Source organism: Yoonia sp., from assembly GCF_046498525.1.
Taxonomy (GTDB): Bacteria; Pseudomonadota; Alphaproteobacteria; order Rhodobacterales; family Rhodobacteraceae; genus Yoonia.
Window position 1 is genome coordinate 1 of record NZ_JAWOAN010000032.1, and the last position, 18803, is coordinate 18803.

Annotated in this window: 13 protein-coding genes and 1 pseudogene; 9 read left to right on the top strand and 5 right to left on the bottom strand. The window is 56.4% G+C overall.

The window, feature by feature from the left end; all coding sequences use genetic code 11:
• Positions 1-1055: 1055 nt before the first annotated feature.
• The 9 genes and pseudogenes from R6T97_RS02250 to R6T97_RS02290 form a co-directional block, all read left to right on the top strand.
• A pseudogene (locus tag R6T97_RS02250) lies at positions 1056-1466 on the top strand (UDP-N-acetylenolpyruvoylglucosamine reductase); the annotation flags it as partial.
• Between the two features lie 117 nt (positions 1467-1583).
• On the top strand, positions 1584-2462 hold the full coding sequence (locus R6T97_RS02255; RefSeq protein ID WP_410347698.1) for a D-alanine--D-alanine ligase: 879 nt from the start codon (positions 1584-1586) through the stop codon (positions 2460-2462).
• On the top strand, positions 2450-3349 hold the full coding sequence (locus R6T97_RS02260) for a cell division protein FtsQ/DivIB (protein WP_410347686.1): 900 nt from the start codon (positions 2450-2452) through the stop codon (positions 3347-3349). Before R6T97_RS02255 ends, R6T97_RS02260 begins: the two co-directional genes overlap by 13 nt.
• A complete protein-coding gene (gene ftsA, locus R6T97_RS02265; protein ID WP_410347687.1) occupies positions 3350-4684 on the top strand; it encodes a cell division protein FtsA in 1335 nt (444 codons plus the stop codon).
• A gap of 174 nt (positions 4685-4858) precedes the next feature.
• Complete coding sequence (gene ftsZ / locus R6T97_RS02270) at positions 4859-6436, top strand: cell division protein FtsZ (RefSeq protein WP_410347688.1); 1578 nt, start codon at positions 4859-4861, stop codon at positions 6434-6436.
• Positions 6437-6656: 220 nt separating this feature from the next.
• On the top strand, positions 6657-7574 hold the full coding sequence (lpxC, locus tag R6T97_RS02275; protein ID WP_410347689.1) for a UDP-3-O-acyl-N-acetylglucosamine deacetylase: 918 nt from the start codon (positions 6657-6659) through the stop codon (positions 7572-7574).
• A gap of 134 nt (positions 7575-7708) precedes the next feature.
• Positions 7709-8560 carry an outer membrane protein assembly factor BamD gene (locus R6T97_RS02280; protein WP_410347690.1) on the top strand — a complete coding sequence of 284 codons (852 nt, stop codon included), beginning with the start codon at positions 7709-7711 and terminating at the stop codon, positions 8558-8560.
• A 36-nt stretch (positions 8561-8596) separates the two neighbouring features.
• Positions 8597-10249, top strand: coding sequence for a DNA repair protein RecN (gene recN, locus R6T97_RS02285; RefSeq protein ID WP_410347691.1), 1653 nt, complete (start codon positions 8597-8599; stop codon positions 10247-10249).
• A 696-nt stretch (positions 10250-10945) separates the two neighbouring features.
• Complete coding sequence (locus tag R6T97_RS02290) at positions 10946-12634, top strand: chloride channel protein (protein ID WP_410347692.1); 1689 nt, start codon at positions 10946-10948, stop codon at positions 12632-12634.
• Here the strand turns inward: R6T97_RS02290 and R6T97_RS02295 are convergent.
• The 5 genes from R6T97_RS02295 to cobS all read right to left on the bottom strand — a co-directional run bounded on the left by R6T97_RS02295 (position 12631) and on the right by cobS (position 18376).
• Complete coding sequence (locus R6T97_RS02295) at positions 12631-12972, bottom strand: DUF427 domain-containing protein (RefSeq protein WP_410347693.1); 342 nt, start codon at positions 12970-12972, stop codon at positions 12631-12633. The two genes, R6T97_RS02290 and R6T97_RS02295, sit on opposite strands and share 4 nt — an antisense overlap.
• A 77-nt stretch (positions 12973-13049) precedes the next feature.
• Positions 13050-14834, bottom strand: coding sequence for an aminopeptidase P family protein (locus tag R6T97_RS02300; protein ID WP_410347694.1), 1785 nt, complete (start codon positions 14832-14834; stop codon positions 13050-13052).
• Between the two features lie 74 nt (positions 14835-14908).
• Positions 14909-16789, bottom strand: coding sequence for a cobaltochelatase subunit CobT (cobT, locus tag R6T97_RS02305; protein ID WP_410347695.1), 1881 nt, complete (start codon positions 16787-16789; stop codon positions 14909-14911).
• A 72-nt stretch (positions 16790-16861) separates the two neighbouring features.
• The gene (locus R6T97_RS02310; RefSeq protein ID WP_410347696.1) at positions 16862-17227 is read right to left on the bottom strand and encodes a hypothetical protein; all 366 of its coding nucleotides are present in this window, start codon (positions 17225-17227) and stop codon (positions 16862-16864) included.
• Between the two features lie 162 nt (positions 17228-17389).
• Positions 17390-18376 (bottom strand): cobaltochelatase subunit CobS, encoded by a 987-nt coding sequence (gene cobS / locus R6T97_RS02315; protein WP_410347697.1) that lies wholly within the window; start codon positions 18374-18376, stop codon positions 17390-17392.
• Positions 18377-18803 lie beyond the last annotated feature (427 nt).

An 18803-nucleotide genomic window follows, 5' to 3' on the forward strand; every position in this document is an offset into this window, starting at 1 on the left:
CATAATTGATCAGCATCCGGATGTCACACTATTTGGGATGGGTCATTCTGCGGCAGTCTCCGACTTTTTCTTCTAATCGGAATATCCCATTTTTCAGAACGTTTCTGCGGTGACTGATCTTCTCATCAGAGACTGATCAAACTCACATCAAACTCACATCAAACTCAGTTCAAACTCACATCAAATTCTTCTGAAAAGGAGCTGGTTGGTGTTTGAAATAATTTTGACAGTAGTTCCTTTTTTTGCAGTTGTGTTTGTTACTCTTCTGATCACCCATATATTTCCCTTGTTAGTGACCATACCGGGACACCTCTATATTCTGCTGTTCCTGACCGCTTTCAGTGAGTGGTATCTGGGAAATACCTTGAGCCGTGAGCACGCCGATGGACTGGCCCGCTTCAGAGAGATCGTAATTATTCTTATTCTCAGTTACTTTTTATTATCCCTGCCCGGCTTAAACAGCTTCCCGCACAATTTTTATCCCACAGGACACAAGATACTTTTTCTGTTTCTCATTATTTTACAGTGGTACTTTTCATTTATCCTTCATAACTGTTTCCGAGAGCATGAAAAACTGCTGAAAATTATGGGATCCAGGTCCGGTAACTCCCTGAGGAGCAAATTAAGTGAAAGTGGCGGCATCACCAGGGAGGTCCTTGCTACCATAATCCGAACTCGTAGAATGTTTCTTTTTTTTATTGCTTTGATTTTCTTTTCGCTGATTCTTCTTTGGATTCTGGACACCGCGGTCAATGGCCTGTTCCTTATTTTTGCCGTTTTAACCTTACTCACATCTTTCCTCGGTATTTTGTATTTCAATATGTTTCAGGAAGATATTTGGATTTACGGATACGGTTTGAGGGTTTTGCAGCCAATCAGGCGGAAACGGATCAGTACCGGACTCTTCTTTCTGTTGCTCCTCCTCCCGGCAGCATTCCTTTTCGCTTCGGACTTTTCTTTACTTCCGATGGCTCTTCTGAATAGGATGTTACTATTTCTCTTTTCCCTTTTATTAAAATTTGATAAAAATCTAGAAATTGATATAGCTGAATTACATGATCGTTTCCGCCACGATGACGCCGCCCCATGCGGACCCCGCGATGTTGCATCAGCGCATGACCGATCAGCTTGCCAAACGGGACGAAACCCAACCCACCAAGGACCGGACAGCGGGCTCGACCTTCCGCAATCCGGCCGGCTTTTCGTCAACAGGGCAGGTCGATGATGTGCATGATCTGAAGGCGTGGAAGGTGATCGACAACGCAGGCATGCGCGGCGCGCGCCTTCGCGGTGCCGTGATGAACACCAAACATTCCAATTTTCTGACAAACGCAGACAATGCCACCGCCGCCGATCTTGAGGATTTGGGCGAGTTGGTGCGGAAAAAGGTTTACGCTAGCCAAGGGATTGAGCTACAGTGGGAAATCAAACGGGTCGGTCATCGGAGTGATGCGGACATCGTTTAAAAAGACCAAAAGGTCATGATCCAAGGCAAGGATCAAAACGAACGACGGGTCGCAAAAGGCCCGCAAAAAAGGCGGTAGGGTATGTCGAGCAGGGCAAGCCCGAAAGTTGTTGTCCTCATGGGCGGCCCCTCGGTGGAACGTGAAGTTTCGCTTAGTTCAGGTCGTGAATGTGCGGCAGCTTTACGGGACGCAGGATGTGACGTGATCGAGGTCGATGCAGGCCCCGACGTGGCTGCACGACTGCTTGATATCGCCCCTGACGTTGTTTTCAACGCTCTCCACGGTCGTTGGGGCGAAGATGGCGCGATTCAGGGGGTGCTTGAATGGCTGCAAATTCCCTATACGCACTCCGGCATTCTTGCTTCGGCCCTGACTCTCGACAAACAGCGCACCAAGGATGTGTACCGCAAGGTAGGGTTGCCTGTCGTCGATAGTATTCTGGCACCCGCCGATGCCGTGCGCGCGGCCCATGTCATACCGCCGCCCTATGTGGTGAAGCCATATAACGAAGGGTCGAGCGTTGGCATCTACATCGTGGGCGAAGATGCGAACGGACCGCCGCAACTGGCCGATGACATGCCCGCCGAGGTCATGGTCGAAGCCTTCGCGCCGGGACGCGAGCTTACCACCACCGTCATGGGAGACCGGCCATTGACGGTAACCGATATCATAACCGACGGTTGGTACGACTATCACGCAAAATATGCCCCTGGCGGATCACGCCACGAATTGCCCGCAAACGTACCTTCCGAAATCTTCGACGCTTGCATGGAATATGCCCTGCGCGCACATCGTGCACTTGGTTGTCGCGGTATAAGCCGTACCGATTTCCGTTGGGATGAGGCGCGCGGCCTTGATGGTTTGATCCTGCTTGAGACAAACACCCAGCCCGGCATGACCCCGACCTCGCTCACTCCCGAGCAGGCGGCACATGTCGGCATTTCCTTCCCCGAGTTCTGCCGCTGGATGGTGGAGGACGCATCATGCGATCGCTGATCCGCCGCACCGTTCCCGACGCGGCACCGCGCGATCCTGCCCCGTCACGGCTGGGCTATCGTTATCAGCGGTTGATGCTGACCCCGGGATTTCGGAGCATGGTCCGGACCGGCGTTCCGATCCTTTTGATCATGGTGATCGCGGGCTCATGGTACGCCAAGCCAGAGAACCGCGCTGCGTTGTCTGCGACAATCGAAGAAACCAGGCAGAGCTTTCAACACCGCCCTCAGTTCATGGTGCAAACGATGAAAGTGTCCGGTGGCGATCTGACCGCCATGACAGAAGTCGCCGCGCTGTTGCCGGATAAATTTCCCGTTTCGTCTTTTGACCTCGATCTGGAAAAGATACGCGCGGACATCGAAGCTCTTGATCCCATCAAGTCTGCCAGCGTCCGGGTTGGGCAGGGTGGTGCGTTGAACGTGGAGCTGACCCCGCGTGTGCCGGTCGCGCTGTGGCGCGATGGCGCGACCTTGCGCCTGATCGATGCGGATGGTGTGCCGTCAGGTCAAATGACCGCACGCGCCGAACGGTTTGATCTGCCGTTGATCGCGGGTGACGGCGCGGAAGAGAACATTGATGAGGCATTGAACCTGTTTGCCGGTGCCGGCCCGTTGATCGACCGCGTGCGCGGTCTGGTCCGCATGGGAGAACGGCGGTGGGATATGGTGCTGGATCGGGACCAACGTATTCTTTTGCCGGGTGATGATCCGGTGTCGGCGCTGGACCGGGTGATCGCGCTTAACGATGCGCAAGACATGCTCAGCCGTGATGTGGCAGTCGTGGACATGCGCAACGCCGTAAGGCCGACGCTGCGGATGAACGAAGAAGCGGCAGACGCACTGCGCCGCGTGAATACAACAACAATGGAAAATGGGGCAGGTAACTAGATGGGCGACCTTTACGACAGCCAACGGGCAATGCGGCAAATGCGCAAGGCGGCGATGCAGCGGGGCGTTGTCGCCATTCTTGATGTCGGCACATCCAAGATCGCATGTCTGGTGCTGCGCTTCGACGGCCCCGAGCAGTTTCGCAGCCGTGACGGGGTTGGCTCGCTGGCCGGACAATCCCAGTTCCGTGTGATCGGTGCCGCCACGACGCGGTCGCGCGGCGTCCGTTTTGGCGAAATCGACGCGATGCAAGAGACCGAACGGGCCATTCGGACTGCAGTGCAGGCCGCGCAGAAGATGGCAAATGTGCGTGTGGATCACGTGATTGCCTGTCTGTCCGGTGCGCGTCCGCGGTCATATGGTCTGGACGGTACGTTGAATGTGGCCGGTGGCATGGTCACCGAACAGGATATCAGCCAGGTTATGGCGTCCTGCGATGTGCCGGGTTATGGCGCGGATCGCGAAGTCTTACATGCGCAACCGGTGAACTTTGCGCTTGATCACCGGTCCGGTCTTGCCGACCCGCGCGGTCAGATCGGCAACGAGTTGAAGACCGACATGCATATGCTGACGGTGGATGCGACGGCAATCCAGAATATCTTCTACTGTATCAAGCGATGCGATCTGGAACTGGCCGGTATCGCGTCCTCTGCCTATGCCTCTGGCATGTCTTCACTGGTTGAGGATGAGCAGGAGTTGGGCGCGGCCTGTATTGATTTGGGCGGCGGCACGACCGGCCTGTCGGTATTCATGAAAAAACACATGATATATGCGGATTCGGTGCGCATGGGCGGTGATCACGTTACCTCTGATATCTCTATGGGGCTGCAAATTCCGATGTCTACCGCGGAGCGCATTAAGACATTCTATGGCGGCGTCGTCGCCACCGGTATGGATGACCGCGAGATGATCGAGATTGGCGGCGACACGGGCGACTGGGAACACGACCGGCGCACCGTGAGCCGTGCAGAACTGATCGGCATCATGCGACCGCGCGTCGAAGAGATTCTGGAAGAGGTGCGCGAGCGACTTGATGCGGCCGGTTTCGAGCATCTGCCCGGCCAGCAGATTGTCCTGACGGGCGGGGGCAGCCAGATTCCGGGGCTTGATGGGTTAGCCAGCAAAATCCTCGGTCAACACGTGCGTCTGGGGCGTCCGCTGCGCGTGCAGGGACTGCCGCAAGCGGCTATTGGCCCGGCGTTTTCAAGTGCGGTCGGACTCACGCTATTCGCGGCGAACCCGCAGGACGAATGGTGGGATTTCGAAATTCCGGCAGAAAATTATCCGGCCCGATCACTCAAAAGGGCCGTGAAGTGGTTTAAGGACAACTGGTAATGCGCAAGATCTTGCTGGTCTGTCGAAATGACGCGGGTAGGCAAAGTTTTTTGTCCAGATTTGGTGGTCATTTTGTGTTTTTGTCGTGACCTTTCGGCATCACTTCGTTAATGTGAATCTTAATAGGCAGTAACCGCCCGCGGGCACGGGCAATAAAAACAGGCGGATTGAGTTATGACTTTGAATCTCTCCCTTCCAGGGCACGACGAACTGAAACCACGCATTACAGTGTTTGGCGTCGGCGGTGCAGGCGGCAACGCTGTGAACAACATGATCGAGCAAGAGCTTGACGGGACCGAGTTCGTTGTTGCGAACACTGACGCGCAGGCATTGCAGCAATCGCGCGCCGGGGCGAAGATCCAGATGGGTCTGAAGGTGACCGAAGGGCTGGGTGCAGGTGCTCGTGCCTCTGTCGGGGCCGCCGCTGCCGAAGAAAGCATCGAACAGATTGTCGATCATCTGGCAGGTGCGCATATGTGCTTTATCACCGCCGGTATGGGCGGAGGCACCGGAACAGGGGCCGCGCCAATCATCGCGCAGGCCGCCCGCGAACTGGGTGTTCTGACCGTCGGTGTTGTGACAAAGCCCTTCCAGTTCGAAGGTGCCAAGCGCATGAAGCAAGCTGAAGAAGGCGTTGAAGCCCTTCAGAAAGTTGTCGACACGCTGATCATCATTCCAAACCAGAACCTGTTCCGTCTGGCCAATGAAAACACTACTTTCACCGAAGCTTTCGCGCTTGCCGACGATGTTCTTTATCAGGGCGTAAAAGGTGTGACCGACCTGATGGTCCGCCCCGGTCTGATCAACCTCGACTTTGCAGATGTCCGCGCTGTGATGGACGAGATGGGCAAGGCGATGATGGGAACCGGCGAAGCCGAAGGCGAAAACCGCGCCATTCAGGCTGCAGAGAAAGCGATCGCCAACCCGCTTCTGGACGAAATTTCGCTGGAAGGTGCCAAGGGCGTGCTGATCAACATCACCGGTGGCTATGATCTGACACTGTTCGAGCTGGACGAGGCGGCCAACAAAATCCGCGAAAAGGTCGATGGCGATGCGAATATCATCGTTGGTTCGACGCTCGATCCGGGTATGGAAGGCCGGATGCGGGTTTCTGTCGTTGCGACAGGGATCGATGCCTTGGCCAAGCGATCGGAAACACCCGTACCGCGCCGTTCCATGGCCGCGCCGCTTGCACCTGCTGCAGAAGTGGTTGCAGTTGTCGAGGAAGCACACGAGGAAGTACCTGCAGCCGTTGCAGAACCAGCGCCGCAACCGGTGGCGCAAGAGCGCACATTGTTCGAAAACCTTGATGCGCCTGCAAAACCGGCTGTCGCTTATCAGCCAGCACCCCAGCACACCGCCGCAGATGATCTGCCACCCCCTGCCTATACGCCGCGCGCCGAGCCTGCTTTGACAGAGGCCGACAACTTTGTCGCACCGCGCGCGTCTGCGCCAGGCACGCCATCACCAGAGGCACTGGCGCGTCTGCAAGCCGCAGTGAACCGTGCGCCCAATAGGAACGCGCCGCAACAGCAGCCGGCAGCGGGCCCATCTGCACATCTCGAGGCTGACAAGCCCCGCTTCGGGATCAATTCCTTGATCAACCGGATGACGGGTGCGCAAGCCGAAGCAGGGCCGCAACAGCAGGCCCGCACGCAGCCACAAGTGACCGCGATCCATCAGGAGGCTGAGCAGAACGACGATCAGGAAAAGATCGAAATTCCTGCATTCCTGCGCCGTCAGGCGAATTGATCCAACAAGATATGTTGCATTGACGTAACGTTGACGCATTGGAAAGGGCCGCAAGTATGCGGCCTTTTTCTATTATTATCAGGATATTGGAGGGTGACCTGACGTATTGTCGCAGTTTGTAACACAAGTGTTTCAGACCGTCGCAAAGAGTGAGTTGAGAGATCAGCCTTCGCGCCGTAGTTGGAGTTAATGGCAAAAATGCTGCAAGGGTGAAATTCGCGTGCAAACGACACTGAAAAGCAATGTTACCTTTCAAGGCACTGGTCTGCACTCCGGACTGGCGGTGGATGTTGTTTTGCATCCTGCAGCGGCGAATACGGGCATTGTCTTTCGGCGCACGGACTTGACCGGGCGACCAACCCTGCCTGCCGATTTTCGCGATGTGATCATTTCTCCGTTGAACACGCGGCTTGGCAACGCCGACGGTGTTACAGTTTCGACAATCGAGCATTTGATGGCAGCCCTTGCGGGCTGCGGCGTGCATAACGCTTTGATTGATGTCGATGGTCCTGAGGTCCCGATTCTTGACGGGAGTGCGGTGAGTTTTGTGCGCGGCATCGTCGCTGCAGGCCTGCGCCGCCTGTCTGCACCGTTGCAGGCAATCGAAATTCTGCGCGATGTCGCAGTGTCGGATGGTGCGGCAAGCGCCAGGCTTTCACCGGCGACGACTCTTCAGATCGAATTCGAGATAGATTTTGCCGATGCAGCAATCGGTCGCCAGCGCAAATTGCTGAACATGGCCAATGGGGCTTTCGTACGTGAACTTTGCGACAGCCGCACCTTCTGTCGGTCTGCGGATGTTGCTGTGATGCGTGCCAATGGTCTTGCACTGGGTGGCACTGTCGAAAATGCCGTTGTGGTTGACGGTGAAAAGGTCCTCACGCCGGGGGGATTGCGTCATGCGGACGAAGCCGTGCGGCACAAGATGCTGGACGCCTTGGGTGATCTTTACACCGCAGGCGCGCCGATTCTTGGCCGCTATGTCGGGTTGCGCGCCGGTCATGCGATGACAAACAAGCTTTTGCGGGCTTTGTTCGATCAGCCGGATGCCTGGCGCTACGTTCAATGTGATGCAAGAATTGCGGCGCGCCTGCCGGGCGTTGGCATCAGCTTGGCTGACCTTGAAGCTGTCGCCTGATCCAAGTCCACTGACAGTTGATCGCTAAGGGGTCAAAAGGCATTTTGCCCCCGATTTTTCTATGCTAGACCGATGCGTAGGCGCTGTGGCCCATCCCTGTGGCCATGCAGTCAAGTGTGAGTGAGGACGCGAAAATGTCAGTCAAAAAGGGCGATGCCAGCCGTTGGATTTTCCGTTTTGGCGCAGCGATCAGCTTGGCCGTTTTGGCCGCATGCAGCAACAGCGAGCGTGGCGGCGAGCCCCTTGATGCGCTGTCTGCACAGGCGATCTTTGAACGTGGCGAGCGTCAGCTTGACCGCGGCAACCCAGATGATGCTGCGTTCACGTTTGGCGAGATCGAACGGCTTTACCCCTATTCGGAATTTGCCCAACGCGCCTTGATCATGCAGGCTTTTGCCTATCACCGCGATGAAGATTACCCCAACAGCCGGGCATCTTCGCAGCGCTATCTTGATTTTTATCCCGCCGAAGAAGACGCGGCCTATGCTGCTTACCTTCTGGCGTTGTCTTATTATGACCAGATTGACGAGGTCGGTCGCGATCAGGGCCTGACATTTCAGGCGCTGCAGGCGCTTCGCCGCGTGATCGAGCAATACCCGGACAGTGAATACGCACGGGCATCGGTGTTGAAATTTGATCTGGCGTTCGACCATCTGGCAGCCAAGGAGATGGAGATCGGGCGCTACTATCTCAAGCGCGGCAACTACGTGGCGGCAGTCAACCGGTTCCGTACGGTGGTCGAGGACTTCCAGACAACGTCACATACGCCAGAGGCGCTGCACCGTCTGGTCGAAAGCTACCTGTCTTTGGGTCTGATAGAAGAGGCGCAAACCGCCGGTGCGATTCTTGGCTATAATTATCAGTCCAGCGAATGGTACGAGGCAAGCTTTGCGCTGCTCACCGGCAAAGGCCTGACGGCTGATGCCGCAGGTGACAACTGGCTGTCGTCGATTTACCGGCAGGTGCTGCGTGGTGAGTGGCTGTAATCATCGCGGGGGCATCCCCGCCCTTTGGGCTCTGACATGCTCCGTGGCTTAGACATCAGGGATATGCTGATTATCGACCGGTTGGAACTTGCGTTCCAGCCCGGTTTGAATGTGCTGACAGGTGAAACCGGCGCGGGTAAATCCATCTTGCTGGATGCTTTGGGCTTCGTGCTGGGCTGGCGGGGCCGCGCCGAACTTGTGCGGCAAGGCGCCGAGCAGGGCGAGGTGACAGCTTGGTTTGACATTCCGCTCGGGCATCCTGCCCATGCGGTTCTGCAGGAAGCAGGCATCGGTGTCGAGGACGAGCTGATCCTGCGCCGGATCAACACGCGCGACGGACGCAAAACCGCGTGGATCAATGACCGCCGCGTCAGTGGTGAAGTACTGCGGAATTTGTCAGAAACATTGGTGGAACTGCATGGGCAGCATGACGACCGCGGTTTGTTGAACCCGCGTGGACACCGTCAGATGCTTGACAGCTATGCCGGTTTGACAGCGGCTGTGGACAAGACCCGCCAGAATTGGCGTGCGCTGACTGCGGCACAACGGGATCTGACAGCCTCAGAAGCAAAAATCGCACAGGTTCGCGCGGAAGAAGATTTCCTGCGCCATGCGGTATCCGAGCTGGATGCTCTTGCACCCGAAGAAGGGGAGGAAGCGACGCTGGATACCCAGCGGCGATTGATGCAGGCCGCAGAGAAGATCCGCGCCGACATTTCCAAGGCCGCAGAGGCACTGGGGCTGCAAGGGGCGGAAGGCATGGTTGGCGACGCCTCGCGCTGGCTGCAAGATGTTGCCGATGACGCTGAGGGTCGCCTTGATGGACCGCTTGCAGCCATTGAACGTGTCCTTTTGGGCCTTGATGATGCGCAGCGCGGGGTTGCGGATTGTCTGGATGCTTTGTCGTTCAACACCTCGGAACTGGAAGATGTGGAGGAACGCCTTTTCGCCATCCGTGGACTGGCGCGCAAACACAACGTCCTTCCCGATGACCTGCGCAACTTTGCCGATGATCTGCGTGGCCGCTTGGCTGTGTTGGATGATGGCGCCCGCGACATGGCCGCTTTGACAGCTTCCGTTCAGGCAGCACAGGCCGCCTATGATGAAGCTGCGATTGCATTGCGCGTCAAGCGGCAAAAGGCGGCTAAACAACTGGATGCCGCGATGGCCAAAGAGCTTGCGCCGCTCAAGATGGAACGTGCCGTCTTTGCGACGATGATGTCCGAGGCCGATCAACCCGGACCAGAGGGGAAAGATGTTGTGGCCTTCACGGTCGCCACAAACCCCGGCGCCCCGGCGGGGCCACTCAACAAAATTGCCTCTGGGGGCGAACTCAGCCGCTTTCTTTTGGCACTCAAGGTCTGTCTGACTCAAGATGCCAGCGGTCTTACGATGATCTTTGACGAAATCGACCGCGGCGTTGGCGGAGCGACGGCCGATGCAGTCGGGCGGCGTCTGGCTGAATTGGCCGCAGAGGGACAGGTTCTTGTGGTGACGCACTCACCGCAGGTTGCAGCTTTGGGCGGCCATCATTGGCGCGTGGAAAAACAGCAAACCCGCGATGAGACCCGATCGACGGTTGTTGCCCTCGATGCATCTGCGCGCGTTGACGAGATCGCGCGGATGCTCTCTGGTGATACCGTGACTGAGGCTGCAAGAGATGCCGCCCGCGCGTTGATCAAGACCTGAAAAAAGATGGGCGCCGCAAGAATGCGACGCCCTGAACTTTTACCGGTTACCAATCCCACTCATACCAGCGCATCTCGGCCACTCACCTCCTCGATACGCACAGTTCATTCTTAGAGGCGCTAGAAAAGCCCCACTCTTTAAAAAGCACTCATTGCGATAATGCAGGTCAGGCTTTGAATACTCACTAACCAATGAGGCGCCACACACCTCTGGCGGTGACAGTAGCAGTGAAAGGCCCGCTATATCAACCTATACCAAAGTATGTCAGAATTTCATACATAACTATCAAGAATTGATTTAAATCGGTCAAAAATATCCTTTTTTATAGGTGTATTGTTGAAAAAATCGTAAAAAATTGCTATGAAATCAAGTCAAAACATTTCATTGAGCGGCAATTCAGCCATCTGCCTGCGAAATAGTTCCGCTACGTAACTTTCACCATATAATGCCCCTATAGGTAGCATGAGGGTGTGGTAGTCTTTGCAAACCTGCCCAAAGGCTGATGCGGAATCTGTCGTGAGGATTGCCATTTGCCGAGGTAATACTTCTAAAACCCCGACTGCGGGTTTGCGCTGGTCCGCAATTCGACTTTATGCTTGGAAGCGACCAAAGCATCAAATAGACCTGAAGATGCCGGGGGGTGCGCCCTTCAAAGGAATTCGATAGCGTCGGGCCGCTTGCAAGAAAGCAAACCAAATGGGCATGCCAGTCAAAGCGTTGCTAAAGCAAGGAATTGCTGACGCAACACTGGCGTTCCGTGATGCCGCGCGGGTCATGAAGACACATGGCCCCAATCAGATCCAGTTCTGGTTCATCGCTCTGGCGATCGGGATTGCCGCAGGGCTGGCAGCCGTTCTGTTCCGACTCGGGATCTATGCCATACAGACAACCGCCTATGGCACCGACGATGTGCTGACACTGCACTCCTTTGCTGCTGGGCTTGCATGGTATCAGATCTTGCTGATCCCGATATGCGGCGGACTGATCGTGGGGCTCATATTGGATCGGTTCACCGATGACGGGCGGGTACGATCTGTTGCCGATGTGATCGAAGGCGCGGCCTTGGCTGAGGGCCGCGTCGAGGTCAGGCGCGGGTTGGCCTCCGCCGCTGCGTCGATGATTACTCTCTCAACCGGAGGCTCGTCCGGGCGCGAGGGTCCCGTCGTGCATCTGGCCGCTGTGATTTCGACCGGCATTTGTCGGTGGATCAACGCCAACGGTATTACCGGACGCGATTTGCTGGGATGTGCCGTTGCCGCAGCGGTATCCGCCAGCTTCAATGCGCCCATTGCAGGGGCACTTTTTGCGCTGGAGGTGGTTCTGCGCCATTTCGCAGTTCATGCCTTTGCACCGATCGTGATCGCTTCGGCAGTGGGGACGGTGATCAATCGTCTGGTCTTTGGTGATGTCACCGAATTTGTGCTGCCCGTGCAGAACGCCTTGGGCTTTTATGTGGAACTGCCGGCCTTTCTTATCCTTGGGTTGGTGTGTGGTCTTGTCGCCGTTGTCCTGATGAAGGCAATCTTCTGGGCCGAGGACTTTGGCAATTACGTCCAACGCGAGGCCGGCATCCCGCGTTACCTGCGTCCGGCGATTGCCGGTGCATTACTGGGCGGTCTGGCTATCTGGTGGCCGCATATCATTGGTGTCGGTTATGAAACGACATCCGCCGCGCTGACGGGTGAATTGCTGCTGCACGAGGCAATCGTTTTCGTGATTCTCAAGGTAGTCGCCGTTGCGATCACGATGGGCGGGCGCATGGGCGGCGGTGTTTTTTCACCATCGCTGATGGTCGGCGCGCTGACAGGGCTCGCGTTCGGCATCATATCGACCGCCGTCTTCCCGACGGTTTCAGGCAGCGGGACACTTTACGCACTGGCGGGCATGGGCGCTGTTGCGGCAGCCGTTCTCGGTGCGCCGATTTCAACGACATTGATCGTGTTTGAATTGACAGGGGACTGGCAAACAGGATTGGCCGTGATGGTCGCTGTTTCGCTGTCGACCGCTTTGTCATCGCGTCTTGTTGACCGGTCGTTTTTTCTGACCCAATTGGAAAGGCGCAATGTACATCTTGCCGCCGGTCCTCAGGCGTATCTTCTGGCAACCTTCAAAGTATCCACGATCATGCGCAAGATGGACGCCGAAAACGCTGCCTCGGAAGAAGATTGCTGGGATCTTGTGCGCGATGGTATCTACGTTGATGGCAATGCCACGCTGGAACAAGCCATGCCGATGTTTGAAAGGGGAGGTCACCGTTTCATCCCCGTAGTCACACTGGGTGGCGAGGATACCCCACCCGAATTGTGGGGTGCGCTGTTTCAGGTCGACGCCTTGCTCGCCATGAACCGTGCCTTGTCAGAGACAGCAGCCGAAGAGCACTCCTAGACCTGCTCGACCGCAACTTTTTCCGAATAGAACGCCAAGTGATCCTTGATAGCCGCGACAGCCTCTGCCGGGTTTTCGTAGGACCATGCCGCATTGGCAATCGGACCGCTCTTGGCTTCGATTGTGAAATAACTCGCCTCGCCCTTGTAAGGGCATTGCGAACGAAGCTCTGTCGGCTCGAGAAAGGCCATCGCAAGGTCGGTGCGGGGAAAGTAGATCACAGGCGGATAGTCGCCTTCGACCAGTTCAAGTGCATTGGTGCTTTCGCCGATGACCGCGCCGGCAGCGCGCACAACCCAAGTGCCGGTCGCGGGGCGGACTTTGATGTGATCGGCCATGATGATTTCCTTTACGTTAAGATGGTCAGTAACCGGCAAGCCGGATGAACCTAAATAATCCAAGTGACAGTTTGATGTCAGAGCGGTGCGCAAGCCTTGGTCAGCCAATTGCGTGTCTGCTCGTCCAACCGGTCAGCAAGAAGCGCCAACGTATCGCTATGATAACGATCAATCCAGTCCCGTTCTGCATTGGCGAGCAAAGTGGTGTCAATCAACCGCCGATCGAAAGGCACATAGGTCAGGGTTTCAAACGCCAGCATTTCGCGATCATCGCCACCAATCATGGCTGGGGCAGGCATGACGACAAGCAGGTTTTCGATGCGGATTCCGAATGCGCCCTCGCGGTAATAGCCGGGTTCATTCGACAGGATCATGCCCTTTTGCAGGGTCACGTCCGACCGGCGGGATATACTTTGTGGCCCTTCATGGACGCTGAGATAGCTGCCAACACCGTGGCCGGTCCCATGATCATAGTCTTGTCCCACCAGCCACAGCGGTGCACGAGCCAGTGCATCCAGATGCTGCCCTCCGACACCTTTCGGAAAGCGGATGCGACTGATCGCGATCATCCCTTGCAGCACGCGCGTATAGCAGGCCTTGTGGTCGTCCGCAGGCGTGCCAATGGCCATGGTGCGGGTAATATCGGTGGTGCCGTCAACGTATTGTCCGCCGCTATCGACCAGTAATAATTCACCTTGGACAACAGGGCGGTTTGTCTCTTCGCTGACGCGGTAATGGACGATTGCGCCGTGTGGTCCGGCCCCGCAAATGGTTTCAAAACTGATATCGCGCAACGCATTGGTTTGCGTGCGAAAGCTCTCGAGTGCTTTGACAACGTCAATCTCGGTCAGGCCGCCCTTTGGGGCCTCTGCATCCAGCCACGCCAGAAATCGGACCATCGCGACCGCATCACGCTCATGAGCTGTTTTTGCGCCAGAGATTTCGGTTTCATTCTTGCACGCCTTGGGCAGGATGCAGGGGTCCTGACCCTCGACCACATCGCACCCGGTCAGTTTGAGTACGGTTGCGACCATATCGGGGCAGGTGCGCTTGTCGATCAGCACCTTGCCGTGCAGATGCCCAAGAGCCGCGGGAAAGGTCGCGATGTCGTGGACGGCCACATCCGGCCCGAGGTGGTCGCGAATGTCATCGGTCTTGCCTGCGCCTGCGAAAAGGTCGACGCGACCGTCGTCATGCAAAATTGCAAACGCCTGTGGAACCGGGTTGCGTGCAATGTCCGAGCCGCGAATATTGAGCAACCACGCGATGCTGTCCGGCAAAGTCAGCACGGCTGCTGTTTCGTTCATCGCAGCTACCAGTCGCGCGCGTTTTGCGTCATGTGTTTCGCCTGCATACTCGGGTGCATGAGCAGTAAAGGGCGCATCAGGCGGGGAAGGCTGATCTTCCCAGATGGCGTCCACCAAATTATCCGTCGCGACCAGTTCAAATCCTGTCAGTTTTTCGCGTAACCCTGCGATCTCCGACACGGTATGCAGCCATGGATCATAGGCGAGTCTGCCACCGCTGGGCAGGTGTTCTTTCAACCAATCGGCCAACTGGGTTTCCGGCCAATGGACCGGTGAATAGACGTCAGCAACCTGCGTACGGACCTGCACGCGATAGCGCCCGTCGATGAACACGCCTGCTATATCGGCTAGGACAGCGCAAAATCCGGCAGATCCCGAAAACCCGGTCAACCATTCCAACCGTGCGTCCCGGGGGGCGACGTATTCACCCTGATGGGCATCTGCGCGGGGCACCAGAAACGCATCAAAGCCACGCTGCGTCATCAATGTCCGCAGGGCAGCCAGTCGTGGCGGCCCCTGAACAGGTGCAGACTGCGCCTCAAATCTTTGAAACATATATGAAAAAAATCCTTTTTTTATTTATTTAAACGGACCGGCAGGGGCATCCGTGCGCCCGAAACGTGCTACTTTCAGCTTGCTTTGCGCATTCCCAGCACACGGGCGCGTTTGCGTGGGTCACTGTCAAACAGGCTCGCCAGTTGTTCCGTCATCGCACCTGCAAGCTGTTCGACATCCGTGATCGTGACGGCGCGTTCGTAGTAACGGGTGACATCATGGCCAATACCGATTGCAACCAGTTCGACCGCCTTGCGCTTTTCAACCATCGCGATCACATCACGCAGGTGTTTTTCAAGATAATTCGCCGGGTTAACGGACAAAGTTGAATCGTCTACCGGCGCACCATCCGAGATCACCATCAGGATCTTGCGCTGCTCGTGCCGCCCGACGATGCGCCGGTGCGCCCATTCCAGCGCCTCGCCGTCGATGTTTTCTTTCAGCAGGCCTTCTTTCATCATCAGCCCCAGATTGGGGCGGGTCCGGCGCCAGGGTGCATCGGCAGATTTGTAGATGATATGGCGCAAGTCATTAAGGCGACCGGGTGTCGCCTCACGGCCTTCTGCCAGCCATTTCTCGCGCGACTGGCCGCCTTTCCAGGCCTTGGTCGTAAAGCCCAAAATCTCGACCTTCACATCGCACCGTTCCAGCGTGCGCGCCATGACGTCGGCGCAAATGGCCGCAATCGAAATCGGGCGACCTCGCATCGAACCGGAGTTGTCCAACAAAAGCGTCACCACGGTATCGCGGAAATCGGTGTCTTTCTCGACCTTGAAGGAAAGCGGCGTGGTGGGCGAGGCAACGACGCGAGCCAGACGCCCAGCGTCAAGAATTCCCTCTTCGCGGTCAAACTCCCAAGACCGGTTTTGTTGCGCCTGCAAGCGACGCTGCAATTTATTCGCCAGCCGTGACACAGCACCTTTGAGCGGCTCAAGCTGTTGATCCAGATAGGCACGCAGGCGTTCCAGTTCGACCGGTTCTGCCAGATCTTCGGCCGAAATCTCTTCGTCGAATTCGGTTGTAAAGACGCGGTAATCGGGATCAGCGTCAGAAACGGGCTGCGGGGCAGGTGGCTCCAAAGGCGCTTCACCTTCGGGCATATCCGCCTCTTCGCCCATCTCTGCGTCGGCCTGGTCGTCCATGCTGACCTGCGCCTGGCTTGCGTCCTGCTGGTCTTCCTGGGATTGCTCCGGTGTGCCTTCGGCCTCTTCGCCGTCGCTGTCATCCTCGCCTGTGCTATCGGGCTCTTCCTGATCGTCGTCCTGACCGTCTTCGACCTCGTCTTCCTGATCATCATCAAGACTGTCGGGGTCATCGCCCAACTGATCGCCATACCCCAGATCACTAATCAGTTGCCGTGCGAATTTCGCAAAGGCCTGCTGGTCGTTCAGTGTATCAGACAAGCTTTCCAGCGTCCCACCGCAGTGATCTTCGATGAACCCACGCCATAGTTCCATGACGTTGTCCGCACCCTTCGGCAGATCGCGCCCCGTTGCCAGATGGCGGATAAGATAGCCCGCAGCGACAGCCAACGGCGCATCCGAGGCTTGGTTGATCTGGTCATAGCCCTTGCGCGTCGCCTCCGCGCCGATCTTGGCGTCGATGTTACCCGCAGTACCGGGCATATATTCCGCGCCCACTGCCTCGATCCGGGCTGTTTCCATCGCCTCGTACAGGTCTTGTGCCATCTGCCCTTGCGGCATGTAGCGTGAGGAAACCTTAGGGTCATGGAATTTGTGGCGCAGGGCAAAGGCATCAGCCGTGCCACGTGCCAGAAGTACCTCTTCACGCGTCATCCTACGCGAGACCTGCGGCAGGCGGATGGTGTCGGCAGTCTGACCTGCGGGGTCGACCGAATAGGTGACCGCCAGTTCAGGGTCATCCGCCATAACTTTGGTCGCTTCGGCCAAAGCTTTTTTGAAGGGATCGGCTGGATTGTCGGATGGTTTGTTCATGGCGCGGTCCTTTACTTAGCCACAAACTAGAACTGGAGACGACTAAAGACCAGTCCTCCCGGTCAGGGAAACCTACTCTTCGACGAATTCAGGCTCTTCAAATGTGATACCGGCCTCTGGTGCGATCTCGAACGGATCTTCGGCAAGCCGGTGAAACGTCGTCAGCTGGGCAGCGCCGGGCAAGATTGCGCCGTTTTCATCAACAAAGGCCAGCCGCGGGCGGAATTTCTTGCCGCCCAATTCGATCTCGCCTTCGTCAAAAAGATACGCCAGTTCGGTGACAATGCCTTCAACATTTGCTTTGGCGACATCTTCAGTCATGTTTTCCGCAAAAATCGGTAACAGGGTGTGGGCAATCAAAGTCGCAGCCGTTTCGGCCAGGTCTTCGTGGCTGACCACATAATCGTCAGGCAGCGGGGTTCCAATCTTCATTTTCATGGGTCTGCTCCGGTTCGGTGTTTTTGCTACATCATGGGTAGAAAACACATCGCCCCAAGACAACTGTCTTTTTCAACAAGGCGGCACACAGGGGTTTGTCGCGGCCCCCGGAACAGGAACCTGCAGACTTGCCAGAAGCGTCGCGGGGTCTACTGTTCCGCCTTAACCCAAGCTCAGGCTGGCGGCGCTTTCGGGCAGTTCTTCGTCAAAGCAACGCTGATAGAACTCCGCCACGGTCTGGCGCTCCAGCTCATCACATTTGTTCAGGAATGACAGGCGGAATGCATAGCCAACATCTTGGAAGATACGCGCGTTTTCGGCCCATGCCAGCACTGTGCGGGGTGACATGACTGTCGAAAGATCACCGTTCATGAACGCAGTCCGTGTCAGATCAGCAACCGTGACCATCTGGCTGATGGTCCTGCGCCCCTTCTCCGTGTTGAAGTGCGGCGACTTCGACAGGATGATCGCGGCTTCGGCATCATGGCTGAGATAGTTCAGCGTCGCGACCAACGACCAGCGGTCCATTTGCGCCTGGTTGATCTGCTGCGTGCCATGATAAAGGCCGGTCGTATCACCCAGACCGACGGTGTTGGCTGTTGCAAACAGACGGAAATAAGGATTCGGGGTGATGATTTCGTTCTGGTCCAGCAGCGTCAGCTTGCCGTCTGCCTCCAGCACACGCTGGATCACAAACATAACGTCGGCCCGGCCAGCATCATATTCGTCGAAAACGATCGCAACAGGGTTGCGTAGCGCCCATGGCAGGATGCCTTCGTGGAATTCGGTGACCTGAACGCCGTCGCGCAGCTTGATGGCATCCTTGCCGATGAGATCGATCCGGCTGATGTGGCTATCAAGGTTCACGCGCACGGCGGGCCAGTTCAGGCGCGCGGCGACCTGTTCGATATGGGTCGACTTGCCTGTGCCGTGGTAGCCTTGGATCATGACGCGGCGGTTATAGCCAAAACCGGCGAGGATCGCCAAAGTCGTGTCAGGATCGAATTTATAGGTGCTGTCGATTTCTGGCACGCGGTCTGTGCGGTCAGCGAAACCTTTGATCTTCATTTCGCTGTCGATGCCGAACACTTCGCGGACCGAAATATCTTCGGTAGGTTTAGCTTGCATGTCAGTCATACCGTCCGCCATCTTTTGCGCCTTTTCGTAATCAATCAATCTTTTGTTCGGGGATGCAATATAAAGCGCGGGGCTGCAAGGGGAAGGACGCACTGGTCTGGTCATTGCAGTCAGACTGGCTGTGGACGATGGGGTTTGATTCGGGCTCGCTGCGCCAAGACCCCATGCTGGGCTATGCCTTGGTAAACGAACTCTAAATCGAAAATGAAGTCTGGGTGAATTGCAGTCCCCGATTACGCAACAATGGCAAGATATTGTCTGAATTGTGCAAATTTATGCAGCTTATTGCCGGTTTGTTCTTGAAGAATATTACTATTTGTGGCAATTTTCTGCCTATAAAGAAGGACACGGTTGAGATGTTTCACACAGTCCCAACCAGACCTGCTGTGTAAATGTCGTTCGAATAATGAGTAACAGGAGTAGGCGCGATGCTAACGCG